This is a genomic window from Sphingobium bisphenolivorans (assembly GCF_000412635.1).
Lineage (GTDB): Bacteria > Pseudomonadota > Alphaproteobacteria > Sphingomonadales > Sphingomonadaceae > Sphingobium > Sphingobium bisphenolivorans.
This window is the reverse complement of the sequence record NZ_ASTG01000030.1, coordinates 25,475-42,480: the sequence shown is the minus strand read 5'-3', so window position 1 is coordinate 42,480 and position 17,006 is coordinate 25,475. Positions and strand designations below refer to the sequence as shown.

Annotated in this window: 16 protein-coding genes, 1 pseudogene and 1 other annotated feature; of the genes and pseudogenes, 2 read left to right on the top strand and 15 right to left on the bottom strand. The window is 62.5% G+C overall.

All coding sequences use genetic code 11. The features are described from left to right. On the bottom strand, positions 1–286 hold a 286-nt coding region (locus L858_RS0117820; RefSeq protein ID WP_022684451.1), incomplete at its 3' end, for a hypothetical protein. A 276-nt stretch (positions 287–562) separates the two neighbouring features. On the opposite strand from L858_RS0117820, the gene L858_RS0117815 reads away from it, so the two are divergent. Continuing rightward, positions 563–802, top strand: coding sequence for a hypothetical protein (locus tag L858_RS0117815; RefSeq protein ID WP_238564994.1), 240 nt, complete (start codon positions 563–565; stop codon positions 800–802). 129 nt (positions 803–931) lie between these two features. On the opposite strand, the gene L858_RS0117810 is transcribed toward L858_RS0117815, so the two are convergent. The 13 genes from L858_RS0117810 to L858_RS20565 form a co-directional block, all read right to left on the bottom strand. After that, positions 932–6,082: a helicase-related protein gene (locus L858_RS0117810; protein ID WP_022684449.1), complete on the bottom strand. Its 5,151-nt coding sequence runs from the start codon at positions 6,080–6,082 to the stop codon at positions 932–934. A 162-nt stretch (positions 6,083–6,244) separates the two neighbouring features. Beyond that, the gene (locus L858_RS0117805) at positions 6,245–6,718 is read right to left on the bottom strand and encodes a hypothetical protein (RefSeq protein WP_022684448.1); all 474 of its coding nucleotides are present in this window, start codon (positions 6,716–6,718) and stop codon (positions 6,245–6,247) included. A gap of 107 nt (positions 6,719–6,825) precedes the next feature. After that, positions 6,826–8,064 carry a hypothetical protein gene (locus L858_RS0117800; RefSeq protein WP_022684447.1) on the bottom strand — a complete coding sequence of 413 codons (1,239 nt, stop codon included), beginning with the start codon at positions 8,062–8,064 and terminating at the stop codon, positions 6,826–6,828. A gap of 24 nt (positions 8,065–8,088) precedes the next feature. Beyond that, on the bottom strand, positions 8,089–8,961 hold the full coding sequence (locus L858_RS20580; RefSeq protein ID WP_022684446.1) for a Mom family adenine methylcarbamoylation protein: 873 nt from the start codon (positions 8,959–8,961) through the stop codon (positions 8,089–8,091). A 141-nt stretch (positions 8,962–9,102) separates the two neighbouring features. Next, complete coding sequence (locus tag L858_RS22080) at positions 9,103–9,492, bottom strand: hypothetical protein (RefSeq protein WP_022684445.1); 390 nt, start codon at positions 9,490–9,492, stop codon at positions 9,103–9,105. Then, entirely contained in the window at positions 9,476–9,799 is a 324-nt protein-coding gene (locus tag L858_RS0117785; RefSeq protein WP_022684444.1) for a type II toxin-antitoxin system prevent-host-death family antitoxin, read from the bottom strand. The genes L858_RS22080 and L858_RS0117785 overlap by 17 nt, the downstream gene beginning before the upstream one ends. A gap of 60 nt (positions 9,800–9,859) precedes the next feature. Then, positions 9,860–10,618, bottom strand: coding sequence for a PRTRC system ThiF family protein (locus L858_RS0117780; RefSeq protein WP_022684443.1), 759 nt, complete (start codon positions 10,616–10,618; stop codon positions 9,860–9,862). Beyond that, positions 10,608–11,261, bottom strand: coding sequence for a PRTRC system protein A (locus L858_RS0117775; RefSeq protein ID WP_081643391.1), 654 nt, complete (start codon positions 11,259–11,261; stop codon positions 10,608–10,610). Before L858_RS0117775 ends, L858_RS0117780 begins: the two co-directional genes overlap by 11 nt. 2 nt (positions 11,262–11,263) lie before the next feature. After that, entirely contained in the window at positions 11,264–12,091 is an 828-nt protein-coding gene (locus L858_RS0117770; protein WP_022684441.1) for a PRTRC system protein B, read from the bottom strand. Positions 12,092–12,098: 7 nt separating this feature from the next. Continuing rightward, positions 12,099–13,016 carry a hypothetical protein gene (locus tag L858_RS20575; RefSeq protein WP_238564993.1) on the bottom strand — a complete coding sequence of 306 codons (918 nt, stop codon included), beginning with the start codon at positions 13,014–13,016 and terminating at the stop codon, positions 12,099–12,101. 249 nt (positions 13,017–13,265) lie between these two features. Then, on the bottom strand, positions 13,266–13,472 hold the full coding sequence (locus L858_RS0117760) for a PRTRC system protein C (protein ID WP_022684438.1): 207 nt from the start codon (positions 13,470–13,472) through the stop codon (positions 13,266–13,268). A 43-nt stretch (positions 13,473–13,515) separates the two neighbouring features. Next, complete coding sequence (locus L858_RS0117755) at positions 13,516–13,944, bottom strand: PRTRC system protein E (protein WP_022684437.1); 429 nt, start codon at positions 13,942–13,944, stop codon at positions 13,516–13,518. A 37-nt stretch (positions 13,945–13,981) separates the two neighbouring features. After that, positions 13,982–14,866: a hypothetical protein gene (locus L858_RS20565; RefSeq protein WP_022684436.1), complete on the bottom strand. Its 885-nt coding sequence runs from the start codon at positions 14,864–14,866 to the stop codon at positions 13,982–13,984. 53 nt (positions 14,867–14,919) lie between these two features. Between L858_RS20565 and L858_RS0117740 the strand changes: the two genes are divergently transcribed. Then, positions 14,920–16,148 (top strand): IS3 family transposase gene (locus L858_RS0117740; protein WP_128830678.1). Its coding sequence is split into 2 segments (ribosomal slippage): positions 14,920–15,208 and positions 15,208–16,148, totalling 1,230 coding nucleotides; the frame shifts between segments, so codons are not numbered across the junction. Beyond that, positions 15,201–15,317: a sequence feature (AL1L pseudoknot), on the top strand. (Overlaps the previous gene by 117 nt.) Before the next feature lie 42 nt (positions 16,149–16,190). Here L858_RS0117740 and L858_RS20560 read toward each other — a convergent pair. Then, positions 16,191–16,946: pseudogene (locus L858_RS20560) on the bottom strand (PRTRC system ParB family protein); the annotation flags it as partial. Positions 16,947–17,006: the final 60 nt, after the last annotated feature.

The following is a 17,006-nucleotide window of genomic DNA, read 5'->3' as shown; positions in this document are numbered from 1 at the left end:
GGCCCGGATCATACAAATCGATCTTGAAAAGGATTTTGACCTCGCGGACGGTGATTGAACCCATGTCGCGTTCAGGGCTGTCGCGATCGAAGCTCGCACCGCGCACGGCCGCCATGATCGCCGCTTGCGCGAGCAGCTCGGCAACGAGGCCACCTTCACCAGCCAGGCGGGCAAGGCAGTTTCTGGTGATAACAGTGCGCGAACCGCGATCGAGGCCCTGCCGGCAGCGGTCGTTGAGGATGGCGATGCGCTCGGTGCGGGAACCGGCCTGCGGGTTTTTGTGCATATCTATCTCCGGGATGGGCGGGCAAACGGCGGGACTGCGTTGCGCGATCCGCCTTGCCGCCCCCCTTCCCCACCCCTCTCAGCTTTGGGCCATGAGGCTCGCGCGTGCGCGATATGGCCGCGATCTCGGAGAGCGTGGGCCGGGGTCTGGCGGTGATCTGGTGGAGATCCGATTGTCTACCCCTGTGATTTAGGAGAATCAGGCAGCGTGCTGTAGGCTCATGGGGTTCGGGATCCAGATGCGAAAGGTGAAGGCGAGATGTCGCAAGCCGAGATCATGAACTGGACGGCGCTGTATGCGGCGACCACGCTTGTCTGCATGCTCACGCTCTTTCTTTCGGGGACAATGGTCGCGGTTCAGCTGTGGCGCGAACGGTTTTGGCGCGGCCTTGGATCGGTGCGCGCGGTCCTGCTGTTCGTGCCGGGAACATGGTGGCGCTGGCAGAAGCTCTATCTGACCGGAACGCCGGTAATTCTGGCAATTGTCGCAGCCTTTGCGCTCACGCTCGAATGGTGACAGCCCGTGGGGCTGGTGTCATCCTTGTAAATCTTCCGGCACATGGAAGATTTACAAGGATGATCTCGGCGACGCATCTACCAACTCAGGTCATGTATTGCCCTAACGGTCTGCTCCATTCTCTGCGGTTCACTCACCCACGACCATGTCCAGCACCGGCTCCACGCAATCGAGAGCCTCGCCATCGCCCCGGTCAGCCCGTGCCTCATCGTCATTGTCGGAATCGAACTCACCCCTGGTCGCGGCCAGTTCGGCTTCGAGTTCTGCCAGTTCGCGCTGTTTTTCCTCCAGCAACGCGGTTTCGGGGAATTCCTGACCAAGGCGTGCCTGGAACGCGGGCAGGCGCCGCTCATTGGCTTCAAGACTTCCTCTCGCTTCGGCCAGGTCGGCATCGAGATTGGCGAGAGAGGATTCCAGTCGGCCAAGTGCTGTGCTCCACCGGGTCTTCTCGCTGATCTCGAACGCACGGTCCTGGCCGTGATGTACCGGTGCGATCATCACGCGCAGGTAGCGCCTGCCGTCGTCACTCAGGGCGGGGTGGCTGGTGACCTTGAGGTCGATGCCGCTCAGTGATCCGATGATAAGGGTGTCGGCGCCACTCTTGCGCAGGTCGAGGGCTTTCCGGATGATCCGCTCGCCGGCAGCCTTGCGGTCGGAGATGATTTGGCCTTCCAACGCCAATATGACCTCATCCTCCCTCGCTGGTATACGCTGGGCTATATCCTGTTCGAGCCTGACGATCCGCGCCCTGCCCTCATCGATCGCGTCGATCGTGCGCCTGATGGTTCTGCGGATATTGAACTGGTCGTCGACATGGGCATCGCGCAGCCGCTCCAGCCGGGCGACTTCGGCATCCAGCCCGGCTTTTCTCATCAAACGGTCATCGCCGGACGCAAGGGCTTTCGCGAGGGCGAACTGGCTGACGTTCGAACCGACATCTTCGATCCGGCGAATGGAGCGGTCGCCCGACATGGCCATGGCGATAAAGCGGGCCTTGCGCTCGAGCATCTGCCAGTTGGTCGCGTCCATCGAGCCGCTTGTGGCATAGCCATAGAGTTCGATTTCGTCGTTCTGGTTGCCCTGGCGCTCGATCCGGCCTTCGCGCTGCTCGATATCGGAGGGAATCCACGGCACATCGAGATGATGCAGGGCTTTCAGGCGCTGCTGTGCGTTGACGCCGGTTCCCATTGTCGCTGTCGAACCGAGGACGATCCGCTTGCGCCCCTGGTTGAGGTCATTGAACAGGCGCTGCTTGGCGCTGTTCTTCTTGTAATGCTGCATGAAGGCGATCTGATCGGCAGGGATGCCCATCGCGATCAGCCGGTCACGAATCCAGACATAGGCGGAGAAGCCGCGCGTCTCGATGGCGGCCTCGGTTCCGAGATCCGAAAAGATCATCTGTACGGCGCCGGGCAGCTGATAGGGCTTGCCGGTTTCCGGGTCGGTGTAGCGGTTCTCGCTGGTCTCCCGCCAGATGCGGTGGACGTTCTCGATCAGGAGATTGAGCTTGTTGCCCTCTTCGTTGCCGATCCCGGCATCGACGAAGCGCAGGTCGATCGCCGAGTGCCTGCCGTCGGTGATGACCGACAGGATGATGTCATCGCCCTTCTGCGGGCGACCGCTACGGCTTTCGATGGCTTTGATGCGCTTGGCGAGCACCCGCTGATAGGCTTTGAAGGGCGCGGCGGACTGGGCGACAACGATCTGCCGCTTGCCGCCCCGGATGGTGGGGAGCTGCACATATTGGCGCAGGTCGTCCTTCAGCACGACATCGGCGACGCTGCGGTACATCGCCATCAGGTCGGCGACGTTGACGAATTCGCAGAAGCGGGTGACCGGCTTGTAGCTACCGCTGGGCTGCAGTTCGAGTTCGGTGCGCGTGTCGCCGAAATTGGCGGCCCAGGCGTCGAACTCGTGCAAACCCTTCGAGTAAAGCTCGTCGTGCTGCATGAACCGCTGCAGCGTGTACATTTCGCCGAGCGTGTTGGTGATTGGCGTGCCGGATGAGAGGATCAGTTCGCGTCCGGGATTGATACCGGAAAGGTAGCGGGATTTGACATAGAGATCCCACGCGCGCTGTGAACCGACAGGATCGACGCCCTTGAGGTCGCCGAGGTTCGTCGCGAAAGTGAGCTTGCGGAACTGCTGGGCTTCATCGACGATGATCTGATCGATGCCGATCTCGCCGATATGGACGAGATCGTCCTTGCGGGAACGCAGGTTCTCGAGGCGACGCTGAAGCCCTTCCTTGAGGCGCTCGACGCGTTTGCGGGAGACGCGGTCATTACTGTCGATGTTGTCGACGAGGGCTTCGTAGCTCGCGAGTTGGTCTTCGATGAACTCCTTCTCGAACGTCGCCGGAGTCGGGATGAACTTGAAGGCATCATGGGTGATGATGATCGCATCCCAGTTGCCGGTGGCCGCGCGCGCGAGGAATCGCTGGCGTTTTTCCTTCACGAAGTTGGTGTCGTCGGCGACGAGGATCCGTGCGGTCGGGTAGAGCATCAGGAACTCGCGGGCGATCTGGGCGAGGCAGTGATTGGGCACTGCGACCATTGGCTTGTTGGCGAGACCGAGCCGGCGCTGCTCCATCACGGCGGCGCAGAGGCTGAACGTCTTGCCGGCGCCGACCGAGTGCGCGACGTAGGTGGAGCCGGCCGCGATGATCCGCCAGACGACACGCTTCTGGTGATCGCGCATCCGGATGGCGTCCGATGCGCCCGGCAGCTTCAGGTGCTTGCCGTTGAAGGCGCGGGGCACGAGATTGTTGTAGGCGTCGTTATAGATGCGAACGAGGCGGTCAGCGCGGTCGCTTTCCTGCCAGACCCATGTCTCGAAGGTCGATTTGATGGCCGTCAGCTTCTCCTTGGCAGCCTCGGTGTCGATCGTGTTGAGTTCGCGCCGCTCTGATCCGTCGGCCTCACGGATGACGTCGTAAATTTTGGGAATGTGGGAGTTGAGCGCGTCCTCGATGAGGTCGGCGGCGCTGCGGCGCGGGGTTCCCCAGGTCGAGGTCGAGCTAACATGTCCCTCGAAGGGAGACTTGTCGACGGTCCAGCTCGCGATGTTCACGGTGTGAAAGATGCGGGTCTCGATCTCCATCGTTTCGGCGATGAAGGTCTCGATGACATCGGTCGGTATCCAGGGAGCTCCCAGCCGCGCGGTGATCTCGCTCGGCTTGAGATCGACCGGCTGCACGTCCTCCAGCGCCGCGGCGGTGGCGAGGAAACGGGGATCGAGATCGGCCTTTTCTCGCGCTAGGGCGAGCTTGGTGCGGACCGGGCCGGAAAGCGCCTCGTCTGCGGGAACCCAGTTGTTGAAATGCGGCGTGCTGCGGATGGGGTCGAGATAGACGTCTTCAGCCAGGTCGCTCAGCGCCTGTGCCTCGCTGGTGCCGAGCAACTCGGCTATCAGGGTTATATCGACCCGTCCGCGTTCATGGAGGGAGAGCGCGAGGGCATCCTGCGCGGAGTGGATTTCATGAGTAACGGGGGGCTTGACGACGCGCTCGGTGAAGATCGGACCCGGCGTGCCGACGTCGTTCGCCTCGTCATAGGTTTCGATCGAGGCGACCAGCCAGACATCGGGGTCGTCGAGGAAGGGCTGAAGATTGGGGCGCCGCTGATATTCCTTCTCGGCTCCCGTGTCCGGGTCGGTACGGATCGTGGTGACGGTGCGGTTGATCGGGCCGTTCTTCTTGACGAAGGCCCGGTAGTGCGTGAGCAGCCGCTCCTGCAGGATGGTGTAGGGTTCGTCGTTTAGCTGGGCGCGCAGAATGGTCCGGACGGTGTCTCGGATCGGGATGAGCGCGCGGATGACGTTGGCATGTTTGGCGAAGAGACCCGGTTCGCCCCGGCCGGATTTGACCGCGACGGTCGTGGGTATGCCATCGACGATCTGGTGCAGTGCGCCGCCGGATACGAGATAGCTGCCTTCCTTGAAATCGGCCTCGTCGGCCGCAGTGCCGATCGAGAGGTCAAGCGAGACGTCCGTTCTGTCGCGGAGCGAAGTCGTCCGCTCGATTGGCCTGAAGGAACCGGCCTCGCGGGACGCGATTTCCGTCAGCGTAGCAGCCAGCAGGGCGGGAATGTCGGCGTCAGGTGCGGCGGCGCAGCCATATTCCATGCCATATTGGCCGCTGCGCCATTCATGAGTGCCGAGCACATGATCGGGATGATCGAGGAAGTAGCTGTTGATCCGCAGCGGACCACTACCCTCGTCGCTGCCTTCTATGTCGGCAAGGTCGAGCCAGTGGCGCCGGGGACGGGAGGCATCGGGCTGATGTTTCTGGAAGAGGAGGATGTCGACGACGACGTCGGTGCCCGCCTCGTCGCGCATGGCTTTCCCCGGCAGGCGCACCGCTCCGAGGAAATCGGCCATGGCATCAATATGTTGCCGCGCTTTAGGATCGCTCTTGTCGAGTGAATATCGCGACGTGACGAACATGGCGATGCCGCCGGGGCGAAGCTGCTCGATGGACCGGGCGATGAAGAAATCATGGAGCGAGAGTCCCAGGCGTCCGGGAGCCGAACGGTTCTGCACCGTTACGTTCGAGAAGGGCGGATTCCCGATCGCGAGATCGAAATCGCCGGGCAGCGATGCCTTGTCGAAATCGATGCAACGGATGAGCTGGCTGGGATAGAGGGCACCGGTAACGCGTGCGGTGACTGGGTCGTTCTCGATACCGACGAAGAGCGTGTCGCTGGAGAGGAAGTCCGGCCGCAGCCCCATGAACAACCCGCTGCCGCAACCGGGTTCGAGGATCTGGCCGCCGGTGAAGCCGAGGATGCGGGCGGCCTCCCACATGGCCCGGATGATGTATTCAGGCGTATAGTGCGCATATTGCGTGGCACGCTTGAGCGACTGAAGTTCGGTTTCGGTGGTTTCAGCGACAAGGCTTTGCCCGAGTTCTTCCCAGCCCTGCCGGTATTCATCGCCACGGCGGGCGAAGATGTTGTTGGCAAGCTCGGACGCGCCGAAGCCGATGAACTTCGCGATCGCTTCCTGTTCCGCACGCGTCGCAGTTCGATTTTCGCGATCGATCAGGTTCAGCAGGCGGATCGCCTCGATATTGTCATGGGCGCGGCCCTTCCACGACGGGGCGAGTGTCCTTCCGCCAGCGAACGAGAAATCGACCGGCAGCACGTGCGGCGGCTTTGCCTTCACCTCGAACAGGTCGGAGGCGATAGGGGATGTCTTCGGCGGTTCTGGCGAGGGCTTGATGGGCTGGTCGAAGTCCAGGCACAGCTGGAGCGCCAGCGCGGATGCACTGTTTCGCATGGAAGCTTCCTTTTCAGGCGATGTTGAGGGCTCGGCCTGCCCTGGGGGTGCGGGGCACGTCGGGGCGAGCAGTCCATGCGGGAACGGGAGTGACGCTAAGGGCGTCGCAGCGCGGGCATGGCAAAGATCGCGGTCAGGCCCACGGCCCGACCTGGAGCGTCACTAACGGGTCATCAGCAGGTCGAGGGCGTGCTCGAAGACCTCGTCTCCGGCGCCATTGACGACGACAGCCTTGGGATTGGTGGCGAGCACGGCGCTAGAGATGGTAGCGATCGGGCGCTTGCGCAGTGGATGTTGGAAGATCTGGTCCTTCTCGATGGTGACCAGATTGGTGCGCAGCAGACGTTTCAGCCGTCGGCCTTCGAGTGCGCGTGTCAGCAGATCGCTCACTTCGGCTTCGAGATCATGATCGAGGGTTATGTCGCCCAGAACGGTTGGCGCCCGGTTGGCCTTCAGCCACGTATCGACCTCAGCCAGATCCCAGCAACCGACCTTGTCGAAGAAATCGGCGGACCCGTGCCCCTGGTTATGGGCATGGAAGGCCAATTCGCCATCGATCCAGATTTCCGCGCGATAGGCAGTGGTTTCTTGGGATAGCGCGGCGCTGTGGGTGATACGTCGCAGTTCGATTTTCATAGGGGGACTCCTGTGATGCTCCAATGGCAAGCACCCGCCCCTCTCCCCCTTCCCTTTCCTGTCAGCGCGAAGCGGGGCGGTCGGATTGGAGCTGATCGCGCATCGGATCATCCCAGGCGCAGGGCCGCGGCATATTGGCGCAGCAGCTCGGTCATCGCGGATCGCAGATGGCTCTTGTTGCCGATAACGATTTCGGGATTGAGATCATGGCCGCGCGCAGTGCGGTAACCTGTTGCGGTCTCGCCATAGGCGTCTTCGACGATGATCCGGTGTCCCCGCGGATGCGCGGGGCCGGCGTAGCGGACAGTGAAATCGCCGAGACGTCCGGAGAGCCCTGCTGCCATTTTGCTCCAGCGAATATGGCCGGCTGCAAACTGCTCGCCTCGAGCCCGACCGCGGGCAAGCCAGAGACGAAACTGCGTCCGTTGTTGGAGCAGCGAGTTGCGCGTGCGCTCCATTGTTCGCGCAAGTGGCAAGATATGAGAGTCGGTATCGAGTCGTGCGAGTTCAGCTTCTTCCGCAACCGCGAGTATGTCGGCATAATCACGCTGACGAAGATGCGCCCGGAGTGCTTCGTCATCCCCGGGTGGCAGCCCGGTCGCGCCAGAAAGGGCGTAAAGGCCGGTCTGGGCGTCGATCAGACAAACTGTGGTTTCGTCATGGCCTATCCGCTCATGGAGCATGGCGAGGATGCCGATTGTCCCCGCGGCGTGTTCAGTCGCGCCGAGAAGCAGTAAACGCCGGTGCCATGAGACGGGTGTCGGCAGATCGGTGGGCGCGGGCCACTGGCTAGGCAGAGGCCGTGAGGAGGGCGGGCTGGTGGCTGTGGCAGGTTCGGGGGTGACTGCGGCAAGGGATCGGCGGGCGACGTCGAAAATGTCATCGGGCCGCCCTCCCCCATCGAGAAATCCCTGGTCGTAGGCGCCGCGGCGGCGATCGGGTTTGCCCTGGCGAGTAAGGGATGGTGGCCGGGCCTCCCATCCTGCCTTCGCTGCGTAATTGCCATCGGCCCAGGCTACCGCTTCGTCCCAGTCATAGCCATAGACGGCACGGGCATGGAGAATGCCCCTATCCCGGCTGTCGGTGCTGCCCCCGGCAACCTTCCGCTCGACATGGGCGAAGTTTGCCGCCTGGCGTTGTTGCTCGCCTTCTTGCACTATTCGTTCGTGGAGTGGCTTGAGCATCGCGGTGCGCTCGCGGGTGCGGGCCATGCGCGCTTCGAGCGGCGTATCGTTTGGCAGGTCAGGAAAGGCGCGCCAGGCATTGGCTATGGCATGAGCATGATGCGGGGCACGGCCATGCGCTATCCAGCACGCCGCATCGGCGGGATCGAAGGCGTCGGTCATGTCGACTGGTCCTCGCGCGAGGGCTCACGCTGCATGGTGGAGCAGCGGCAATGCGGTTACATCGCCCAGCGTCGCGCTTCGATCGAGTACCGGATAGGGCAGGCTCGGAACCTTGCGCGCCGCGATCCGTGCCGCTTTTGTGAGGGGGAAGAGATAGGTATGACATCCGGGATGGCGTCGTCGGCGCAGGAAGCCCGTGCGCTCAAGATCGGCGAGCCAGTCCGCGCGGTCTTCGCCGAAGCGGGGTGGGCGTGCCCCGGCACTGAGGAGCGCATCGATCGCATAGCGTTGTCCGCATTCGGCGTTGCGGATCTTGGACAGCGCGCGTGAAGAGATCGGCTGCCCGTCGGGCAGGATGAGGTCGGTGCGCGGGCTCGATCTGCCGGAATATTGGCTGTTTGCGGCGCGATAAATGAGGCCGCAATGTCCGGGGAGTATCACCCGCCCGTCGGGATCAACGCGGCGGACCGGATCGGCATAGGAGATGACGGAGAGGATTTCGGGTTTCTCGCGGCGCAGGAGCCGAAACGCGCGGGCGATCAGGAAGGTCTCGGCATTGCCACCCTGAGAATCGTCTATGACAAGACGACCGAGATCGCAGGCGGTGCGCGGATCGGCAAGGCCCGCGCTCTTGGGAACGCTGGCGTTGTTGACCGGGTGCGAGAAGACGCAAACGCCGACCAGTTCCGAGCGGCCGCCTCCCGCATTGGCGAAAAGGCCGGCCGACAGGCGCGCGACAGGCATCGAGGCGGTGTAGTGATGTGCCCGCACGAATGGGGCCGCCTGGTTCTTCGTGCTTATGACATCGACGGCAAGCTGTTTCGGATCGATTTCCGTCGCGTCTGGTATCCAGTGGCAGCGCCGGTCGCGCCAGCGCTGGCTGCGTGTGGTGAGCATGATGGTGATCTCCTTTGGATCACCATTGCCCCTCCCCCTTCCCTAACGCGGCCCGTAGGGCCTGAGAACCGTCTGGGTTTGCTGATTTGGAGGCATTGATCACCTCAAATGCTTATGCTTGAGCGTGAGTAATGTGAGGACTCAATCTCGATTGATTCCGGTCGCGTTGGCTTTGAGAGCGGAAATAACTGCATTGGTGAAGCCTGGAGGCATGCGACCGGCAACATAGGAAGGTTCCGGTGACACAGGTCGGATATCGTAACCAATCCAGGTGAAGTGATTATACTGGTCGACGACGACTGAGGTGCCGCGGGCGATCCCCGCAGCGTCCGCTACCTGATCGGGTATTGCCAGGGTTGAGGCTTGCCTGTCGGCCTTCGTCGTGATCGCGACTGTAAACACCCGCTGTCCCTGTGTGGCGATTACCATGACAGGGCGTGTTTTGACGCCCTCGTCGCGACCAGCTTGCTGTTCGTGGGTGAACAGGTAGACGTAGTGGAGTATGTCACCGACCTTAGGAAGCGGGGTCATCGTTCCAACGATCTGACGCGATTTCCTCTCTCGTCGGACGGGCCGCTTCGAAGAGGGCCGCATGCTCACTGGTCATGTCGGCGGCGTCGACGGCAACCAGATCCAGAACCGAGAGAATTTGACCGGCCGCAATTCGTTCAAGCCGCTCGAAGTAGGAAGCTTCGGCCAACGTGATGTCAGGTCTTCCATGCTTGGTGATGGTGACAGGTGTCCGGCGCCCGAGATCGAGATATTGTCCCGTGTGGTTGTGGAAGGTGGTCAGCGGAACCTTCTTTTTCGGGGGTGCGGCGATTGCGGGATCGGCCATGCGACTCTCTTTGGCTAAATGATCCTCCCAAAATAGCAAATATGGCAATTTTTGCAAGTTTCAGCAGATTCGTGGGAGCGGGATTGGCACGGTCTGACCCGAGCCAAGGTTGATGAACGCACCAGCGTGGCCGATGGAACCGCGGCCAAAGAGGTCGAACAGAAGCGCGAGTGCGTGGCTCGCGACGACGCGGTTGATGAACAGCGATTGCCGTTCCAGCGCCTCGGCGATCGAGCAGGAGGGCGCGTCGTTATCGGGCAGTGTTTCATGGCTGAGTTCGGGAAAGGCTTCGAGAACGGTGGGCAGGCGTGCTTCTTCCTCGCCTCGCTCAGGCGCTGGGCAGCCGATGATGAACTGCCCGTCATTTGCGCGGTTTCCAAGGTCCATCCAATAGTCGGGCTTGTTGCGTTCCTCTTCCATCGCCGCGCCGATCGCGCGACGCGCGGACGCGGTGTCGACACAGGTGATGAGGAGATCGGTGGCATCAAGCCTAGCGGCGTCAGGAGCGCGGCCATGGATGGCCTTCCAGTCGAGGCCGTGCGCGAGATTGATCCGTTCGGTTAGCGTGCGCGCCTTCGAGGTTCCGACATCGCATGGGTAGAAGGGTTGACGGCCAAGATTGGCCTGGGTGACGATGTCGTCATCGACCGTCGTCACATCGAGAGAGCGCGAGGAGATGGCGCGTAGGGCGGTATCGAGAGCCGTCAATCCCATGAGCATCTGCGAGCCTGAGCCGCCGCACCCGACAAGGAGGATCCGGATTGGTCGATGGCTGAAGGCGGCGGGGAGGAAATGGCGCTGTGGCATGTCATTGTGCATGACGTTCTCCTGCGAATGGGCTGCGTGGCAGGGGGAGGAACATGCCGCCGGCGCACAGGCGCGAGACCATTTCGGGGCCGGTGGGATCATCGATCCTGCCGAACACGAGCGCCAGTTTGGTCGTATCGGCATCGTCCGCATCATCGGTGGCGCTGAAGAAGGCGCGCGCTCGCCCATGGCTGTGAACATCCGCGACCATATAGCAGCCAGGCGGGAGGACGGGTGTACGGTAGACGAGGCGCGAGGGCGTCGCTTCGTCGATCGTCGGGTAACTGAGCGAGAATTGCCGGGTGACCTCGTTCCATAGCACGAATACCGCTGCCTCATTGGGGAGTGCGGCGCGAAAGTGATCGAGCATGGAGGTTCGAAATTCTTGCGGAATCAGGCCGCAAAGGAGGTCGGCACGGGGCACTCCTGCAGAGCCATAGGGAAGATAGCCGGCGATCGCGGAAGTGATTGGAACATCGAGCGCGAGCCAAGGCCGGCGCAGGATCAGCATGACAGCGTCGCATCCCACCGCGATGCCATGACCGGCAGGCGCGGATCGCAGAGCATCGATTGCGGGCGACTTGCCGGATGGCGGAATGGGGTAACAAGGCACGGCGGCGAGAATAGCCGCGGCCGTCGGATCGTCTGCGATCATGGTCATTTCCTTGCGATTGCGGCGATCAGGCGCTCGAGGGTGAACGGATCGCCTGGGTTGGCGCGCTGCTTTTGTCCGGTCCTTCGGCGGGCGCCGGCGATGAACGGCTTGAGGCGGCTCACCGGAAACCGGCGTGCCCGACGTGCGGCGAGATCGTCCCAAAGCGCGATCAGACCGCCCTTCCCCTTCACCGTAAACTCCTGACCGGGATTGGGATGGGTGGACCAGCTGTCGAACACGGCGCGCTCGAACTCGGGGATGGCGGCGGGAGAGAGTTGTTTGGGCCGCGCGATGTTACCCCAGCACAAATGTCCTTCGACAAAGACGTTGAGGATCGGCGAATGCAGCAGCCTGGTATCCGCCGTGGGCCTTTGGTTGGCCGGCAGGGCGAAGATTCCGAGGCCTGACCGGGTGGCGACGAAGAGGTGTGCCGGATAGGGAACGGGGACGATGGTCCGTGCGCCAAGTACCCGCAGGTCGTCCGGTGGGGAGGATAAGGCGAAATAGGCAGGACGTACCTGCTCGGCCACCCACCAGACGAGGACGTCAGGGTTCGAGACAAGCACATTCTCGGGGAGGATATGGGGGATGGCGGTGCGGCCGAGTGCCTCGGTCCACTGGCGCAGATGCGCGCGGGTCAGCGGTGTTCCCGCTTCGATAGTGGGGCGATCCTCGCTGTCGAGCGTGACCGGGTGCATGCTGGCGAAGGCGAAGCTGTCATCGCCAGAGGAACGGGACAATCCCCGTGTATCGCTGCGGTAGAGCAGGATCGCGTTGGCCAGGACGAGACGGCCGTCAACGGCTTCGAAATGGGTCGAATAATCGGACATGAAAGTCTCACCTTCTTGTCGGGTCGTATTTGAGCAGGGCCTGGGCGCAGTCGAGGAAGCGCGCGCCGGCGCGCAAAGTGGCGAACCAGTCGTCGATACGCTTGGCGTCCGGCAGAGGGCACAGGCCGCAAAAGTCCATGAAGCCCATTTCCATGCCATGGCGGCCGATATCGTCGAGTTCTCGCGCGAACTGGTCGAAGGGTACGAGGGTCAGCGGCGGCAGGGTTGCGCATTCCTCGATGCCGGGGACATATTCGCAGACCGTCTCGAAGTCGAAATGCCAGGCGCTGCGTTTCGGATCGCATTTGCCGAGCGCTGCATGGGCGTCGTGAAGTTCGGCGAGGAGCTGGCGCAAGCGTGCCGGGAGACGTGAGGGCCGCGCGGCATTGTCCGCGATCATCCATTCGGGGCGCCGCGCGTTCATCGTCGACGGCAATGTCATCTCGCTGTTTTCGATTTCGTCGGCGCCGTACATGTCGATCATGCTCTGGCGGGCGGCTTCATCGTCGGTCTCGCCTTCCCAATAGTACATCGAGACTTCTTCGAAGAGGTCGTCGTATCCGAAGATCGGAAGAGCGCGGCCCAGCGTCTGCCCAAGCGCCTTGTAGACAGTGGCGCGCCAACGGATCGGGGCATCACCGGTTTCGATCCAGCCAAGGTCAATCTGGCCCAGGCTATCGCAGACGACTGCGATTGCAGGCGGTCCGTGATCGTCACCGTGAAGAACAACCGTGCGTAGCTCGACCATGTCGACGGGGCCGAGGATTTCGTGAACCGCCTTGCTGAAGACCCGTTCGATATGGCGGCGCGCTTCCGGACGCGTGAAGCTTTGCGTCTCCGCAGTGCGCGCCGCGACCCATTGACCGATCAGCTTGTGGTGCGGCGCCAGCGGTCCATCGAACAGGACGGGGATATTGTTCGACACCGCGGGTGACCGCCCGACAAGATTAGCCGAGCGGCGGGAGTGCAAGTCCCGTGGGGGCGGGGATCGGTTCGGAGATACCATGCCCGGCCAGGGCTGGATTGGTGGCGACCCGCGCATGGAGGGTCTGGGCCTTGATGCTGCAGGCGGGGAGCTGGGTTCCAGGAGGATTGCCGTCATCGCATTCGATCCATTCGAGCAGGGATTTGCGGGGCGCGGGCGGTATGGGTGCGGGCTTGCGGCGCGCCATACTCAGCCCTTTGTCCCGACGGCGCGGCGATATTCGGTGACATGGACGCCTCCGACCACGCCGGCATCGACGATCTCTGCGTTGATAATCGCGGGATAGAGTGTCGCATGGTAGGTGCGCAGGGCGTTCGGCTCGGCCGCGAGGTGCGGAGGCACGGGGAGGTCAATGCCATCGTAGCGGTAGGCGCGTTCGAGATGATTGATCTGCATTAGGGTCTCCTGACTGCTGGTTGTCGAAACGGATGGTGAGGGATCAGAACAGGCTCGCAGGCTCGTCCGCTTTCGCGTCCGCGGGCGGAGAGGCCGGAGCCGGGGCTTTGGCCGCGGGGCTGGATGCCGGGATCTTGGGGGTCGAGGCTGATTTCGCCTTCGCTGCTTCGATCGCGGCCGTCTTGGCGGCTTCGGCGACCTCGCGCTGTCCTGCCAGCTGGTCAGCGAGCGTCTTGCGCGCGGCGATGAGCTGACCGAGTGCTCCTTCGGATCCCCTGGCGAGTTCGGCATCGATCTCGGTCGCGCTTGCCGTAATGGCGATCGGGCGTGTCTCGCTTTTGTCGAGAGTGTCGCTGGCGCCTTCAGCCTTGCGGGGGATGATGGTCAGGGTGACGGTGTCGTCAGGTCCTGCGACAAGATCGAAGCTGAGCGAATAGCGGGCGAGCAGCGGCAGCAGGCTTGTGACAAGCATGGTGTTCAGTCCTTTCGTGTGGGGATCGGGAGGGTAATCAGGCGACGAATTCGGCGACGCGCGCGGGGGCTTCCTCGGGAACGGGTGTTGGGGCCGGCGGCGGGCCATAGATGCTGTCGAGAGTCATTGCGCCGGGCAGTCGTCCGGCCCAGTCGAACCCACTGCGGTTGAGCATACCGGTGATGAGTTCGGTCTTCTTGGAGGCGAGAAGCTTGGCGAAAGCCTTCGCGCCGATGTGGGCAACGAGGCCGCATTCCTGGGCGATGAAGCTGAGTTCGTCCTTGGTGTACCGCTCGAGAAAGGATTGATCGGCCTGCCAGCTGTCGCGCAGATCGACCTGGAACACGCGTGCGAGATCGGCGACGTGGCTGAAGCTGAGGACGTCCTTGGCATAAGCGGCGCCAATGACGGACAAGACGTTCGCCGAGCGGGCATCGTTCAGCGCCTGGATCTGAGCGATCTTTTCCGCATAATCGAGATCCGGGAAAGTCTCGCCGACCAGGAAACCTGCGCGCGATGTCAGCGTTTCGGCCTTGATCTGTGCAAGGCTGCCCGACATCGCCGCAACAAGGATGGTCGTCCGGGCGTGATCGGTATTGCCGGCAAGCGCGCGCGCAAGGGCGGTTCGCCATGTCGCTTCTCGAAATTCCTTCGTGCGTGCGGCGATCGATTTGGCGGTCACACCGGGCTTCGGGGAGCTTTGCGTCGCTTTCACCGGAGTGGCCGGAGCAAGCGTCGGCGATGGATTGGCTTCGGACTGTGCCGAAGGTGGCTCGCCCTCCCCTTCCCCATGCTGCGAAGTCGCGGACGGCACGGTATCGGTATCCGTATCGGCGGGCGGCGCCCCGTCATCATTAGGCGATCTTGCGAGCGCAGCCCTTGCCGCGGCTTCAGCCTGCGCTTCTTTCTCAAACCGGATCACTGAAGCGCCCCGGCTTTTCCGGAGGCTCCAACTTGTGAGAAGGAGCATCCGATATGAGCAAGACGACCAACAAATTTTCACCTGAAGTTCGCGAGCGGGCGGTTCGTATGGTGGCGGAGCAGCGAGCTGAGTATGGCTCGGAGTGGGAAGTGATGAAGTCGATCGCGGCGAAGATCGGCTGCTCGCTGGAGACGCTGCGCCGCTGGTGCCGCGAGGAGGCGAGCCGACGAGCGGGGCCAGCGGCGCTTGCCGCTGATGACCGGGAACGCCTGAGATTGCTTGAGCGCGAAGTGAAGGAACTGCGCAGGGCCAACGAGATTTTGCGCAAGGCATCAGCATATTTTGCGATGGCGGAGCTCGACCGCCCCGGGAGATGATGATGGCGTTTATCGACGCCCATCGCGAGGATTTGGGGATCGAGCCGATCTGCCGCGAGCTGGCAATCGCCCCTTCCTCTTATCGTGAACATGCCGCGCGCCGTGCCGATCCCGGAAGGCGTCCGGCACGTGCCCGGCGCGATGAGGAGATCAGGGAACAGATCAAGCGGGTCCATGAGGCCAGCTTCGGCCTTTATGGCGCACGCAAGGTCTGGCACCAGATGCGGCGTGAAGGCATCATGGTGGCGAAATGCACGGTGGAACGGCTGATGCGCGCCATGGGGCTGGCGGGCGTCCGGCGTGGAAAGAAGACGATCACCACCATCAGCAACCCGAAGGCGCAGTGTCCGCTGGACAAGGTCAATCGGGAGTTTCGCGTCAGCCGGCCCAACGCTCTGTGGGTTGTCGATTTCACCTACGTGCATACCTGGGCGGGCTTCGTCTACGTCGCCTTCGTGATTGACGCTTTTGCTCGGCGGATTGTGGGGTGGAAGGTCAGCACATCAGCCACTGCAGGCTTCGTTCTGGATGCCCTGGAGCAGGCAATTCATGCCCGCAGGCCAGGCCCCGATGACGGGCTGATCCACCATAGCGACAGGGGAGTTCAATACCTCGCGATGAACTATACTCAGCGCTTGGCCGAGGCCAAGCTCGTTCCCTCGGTTGGTAGCGTCGGCGACAGCTACGACAACGCCTTGGCCGAGACGATCAACGGCCTTTACAAGGCCGAGGTCATCTGGCGGCAGCGGTCATGGCCAAGCGTTTCGGCCGTGGAAATGGCAACGCTGCGCTGGGTCGATTGGTACAACAATCACCGGCTCTTCGGCCCTATCGGGCACATCCCGCCCGCTGAGGCTGAAGACAATTACTATGCAGCCCTCGAGAACCTCGATATGGCTGCATAGCCCAATGGAAACTGCCTCCTGAAAAGCCGGGGCGCTTCACACCTCGGCGGCTTCGGTCTTGAGCTGGAAGCATCCGGCATTGGTGCAATAGCCGTCGTCGACATGGGTCTCGAAGAGCGCGCGCTGGGTTGCGGAATTATAGGGGCACCTGGTGCATTCACTTTTGTCAAAACAGGCGGACGCAAGGTCCTGTGTCACACGCTTGAGAAGCTCCTGTGTCTTGGCGACGTCGAGCTGGGCCGTAAGGATGGTTTCGAGAGCCTTGTCCTGCTTGTCCTTCGGCACCGCGGCGAGCAGTTCGGCATGGCCGACCTTGATCCGGCGTTCATCCAGCGCGGTTTTGACCGGTTCGGATAGTTCCGCGAGGGCAAGCCGGCGATCGAACATGGTGCGTGACCATCCCAGACGCTTTGCGGCTTCCGCGCGGTCACCATGACATGCGGCAAGGACGCGCACGGCGGCATCGGCCTGTTCGGTCTCCGATGCGTTGTCGCGATCGTGGTTCTCTGCGATTGCCGCTTCGAGGGCTTCCTGATCGGTCATGTCGCGAATGACGACCGGGATTTCGCCTTCCGGGCCGTAAACCTCGAGTGAGGCCCGATAACGCCGCTCGCCGGCAACGATAGCGAAGAACCCTTCCTTTGGTCGGAGCAGGATGGGCTGCAAGACGCCGCGCCGACGGATCGACGCCACGAGTTCCTCATGCTTGGCTCGGTCGAAATAGCGGCGCGGATTATCTCCTTTGACGATTTTGGAAAGCGGCAGGGTGATTTCGGGACTGGGTTCTAGTGCGTCCAAGACACGTCTCCTTGCGGAATGTCGCGGACCCGTCCTTCACGGCCGTGCGCCTTCATTCCG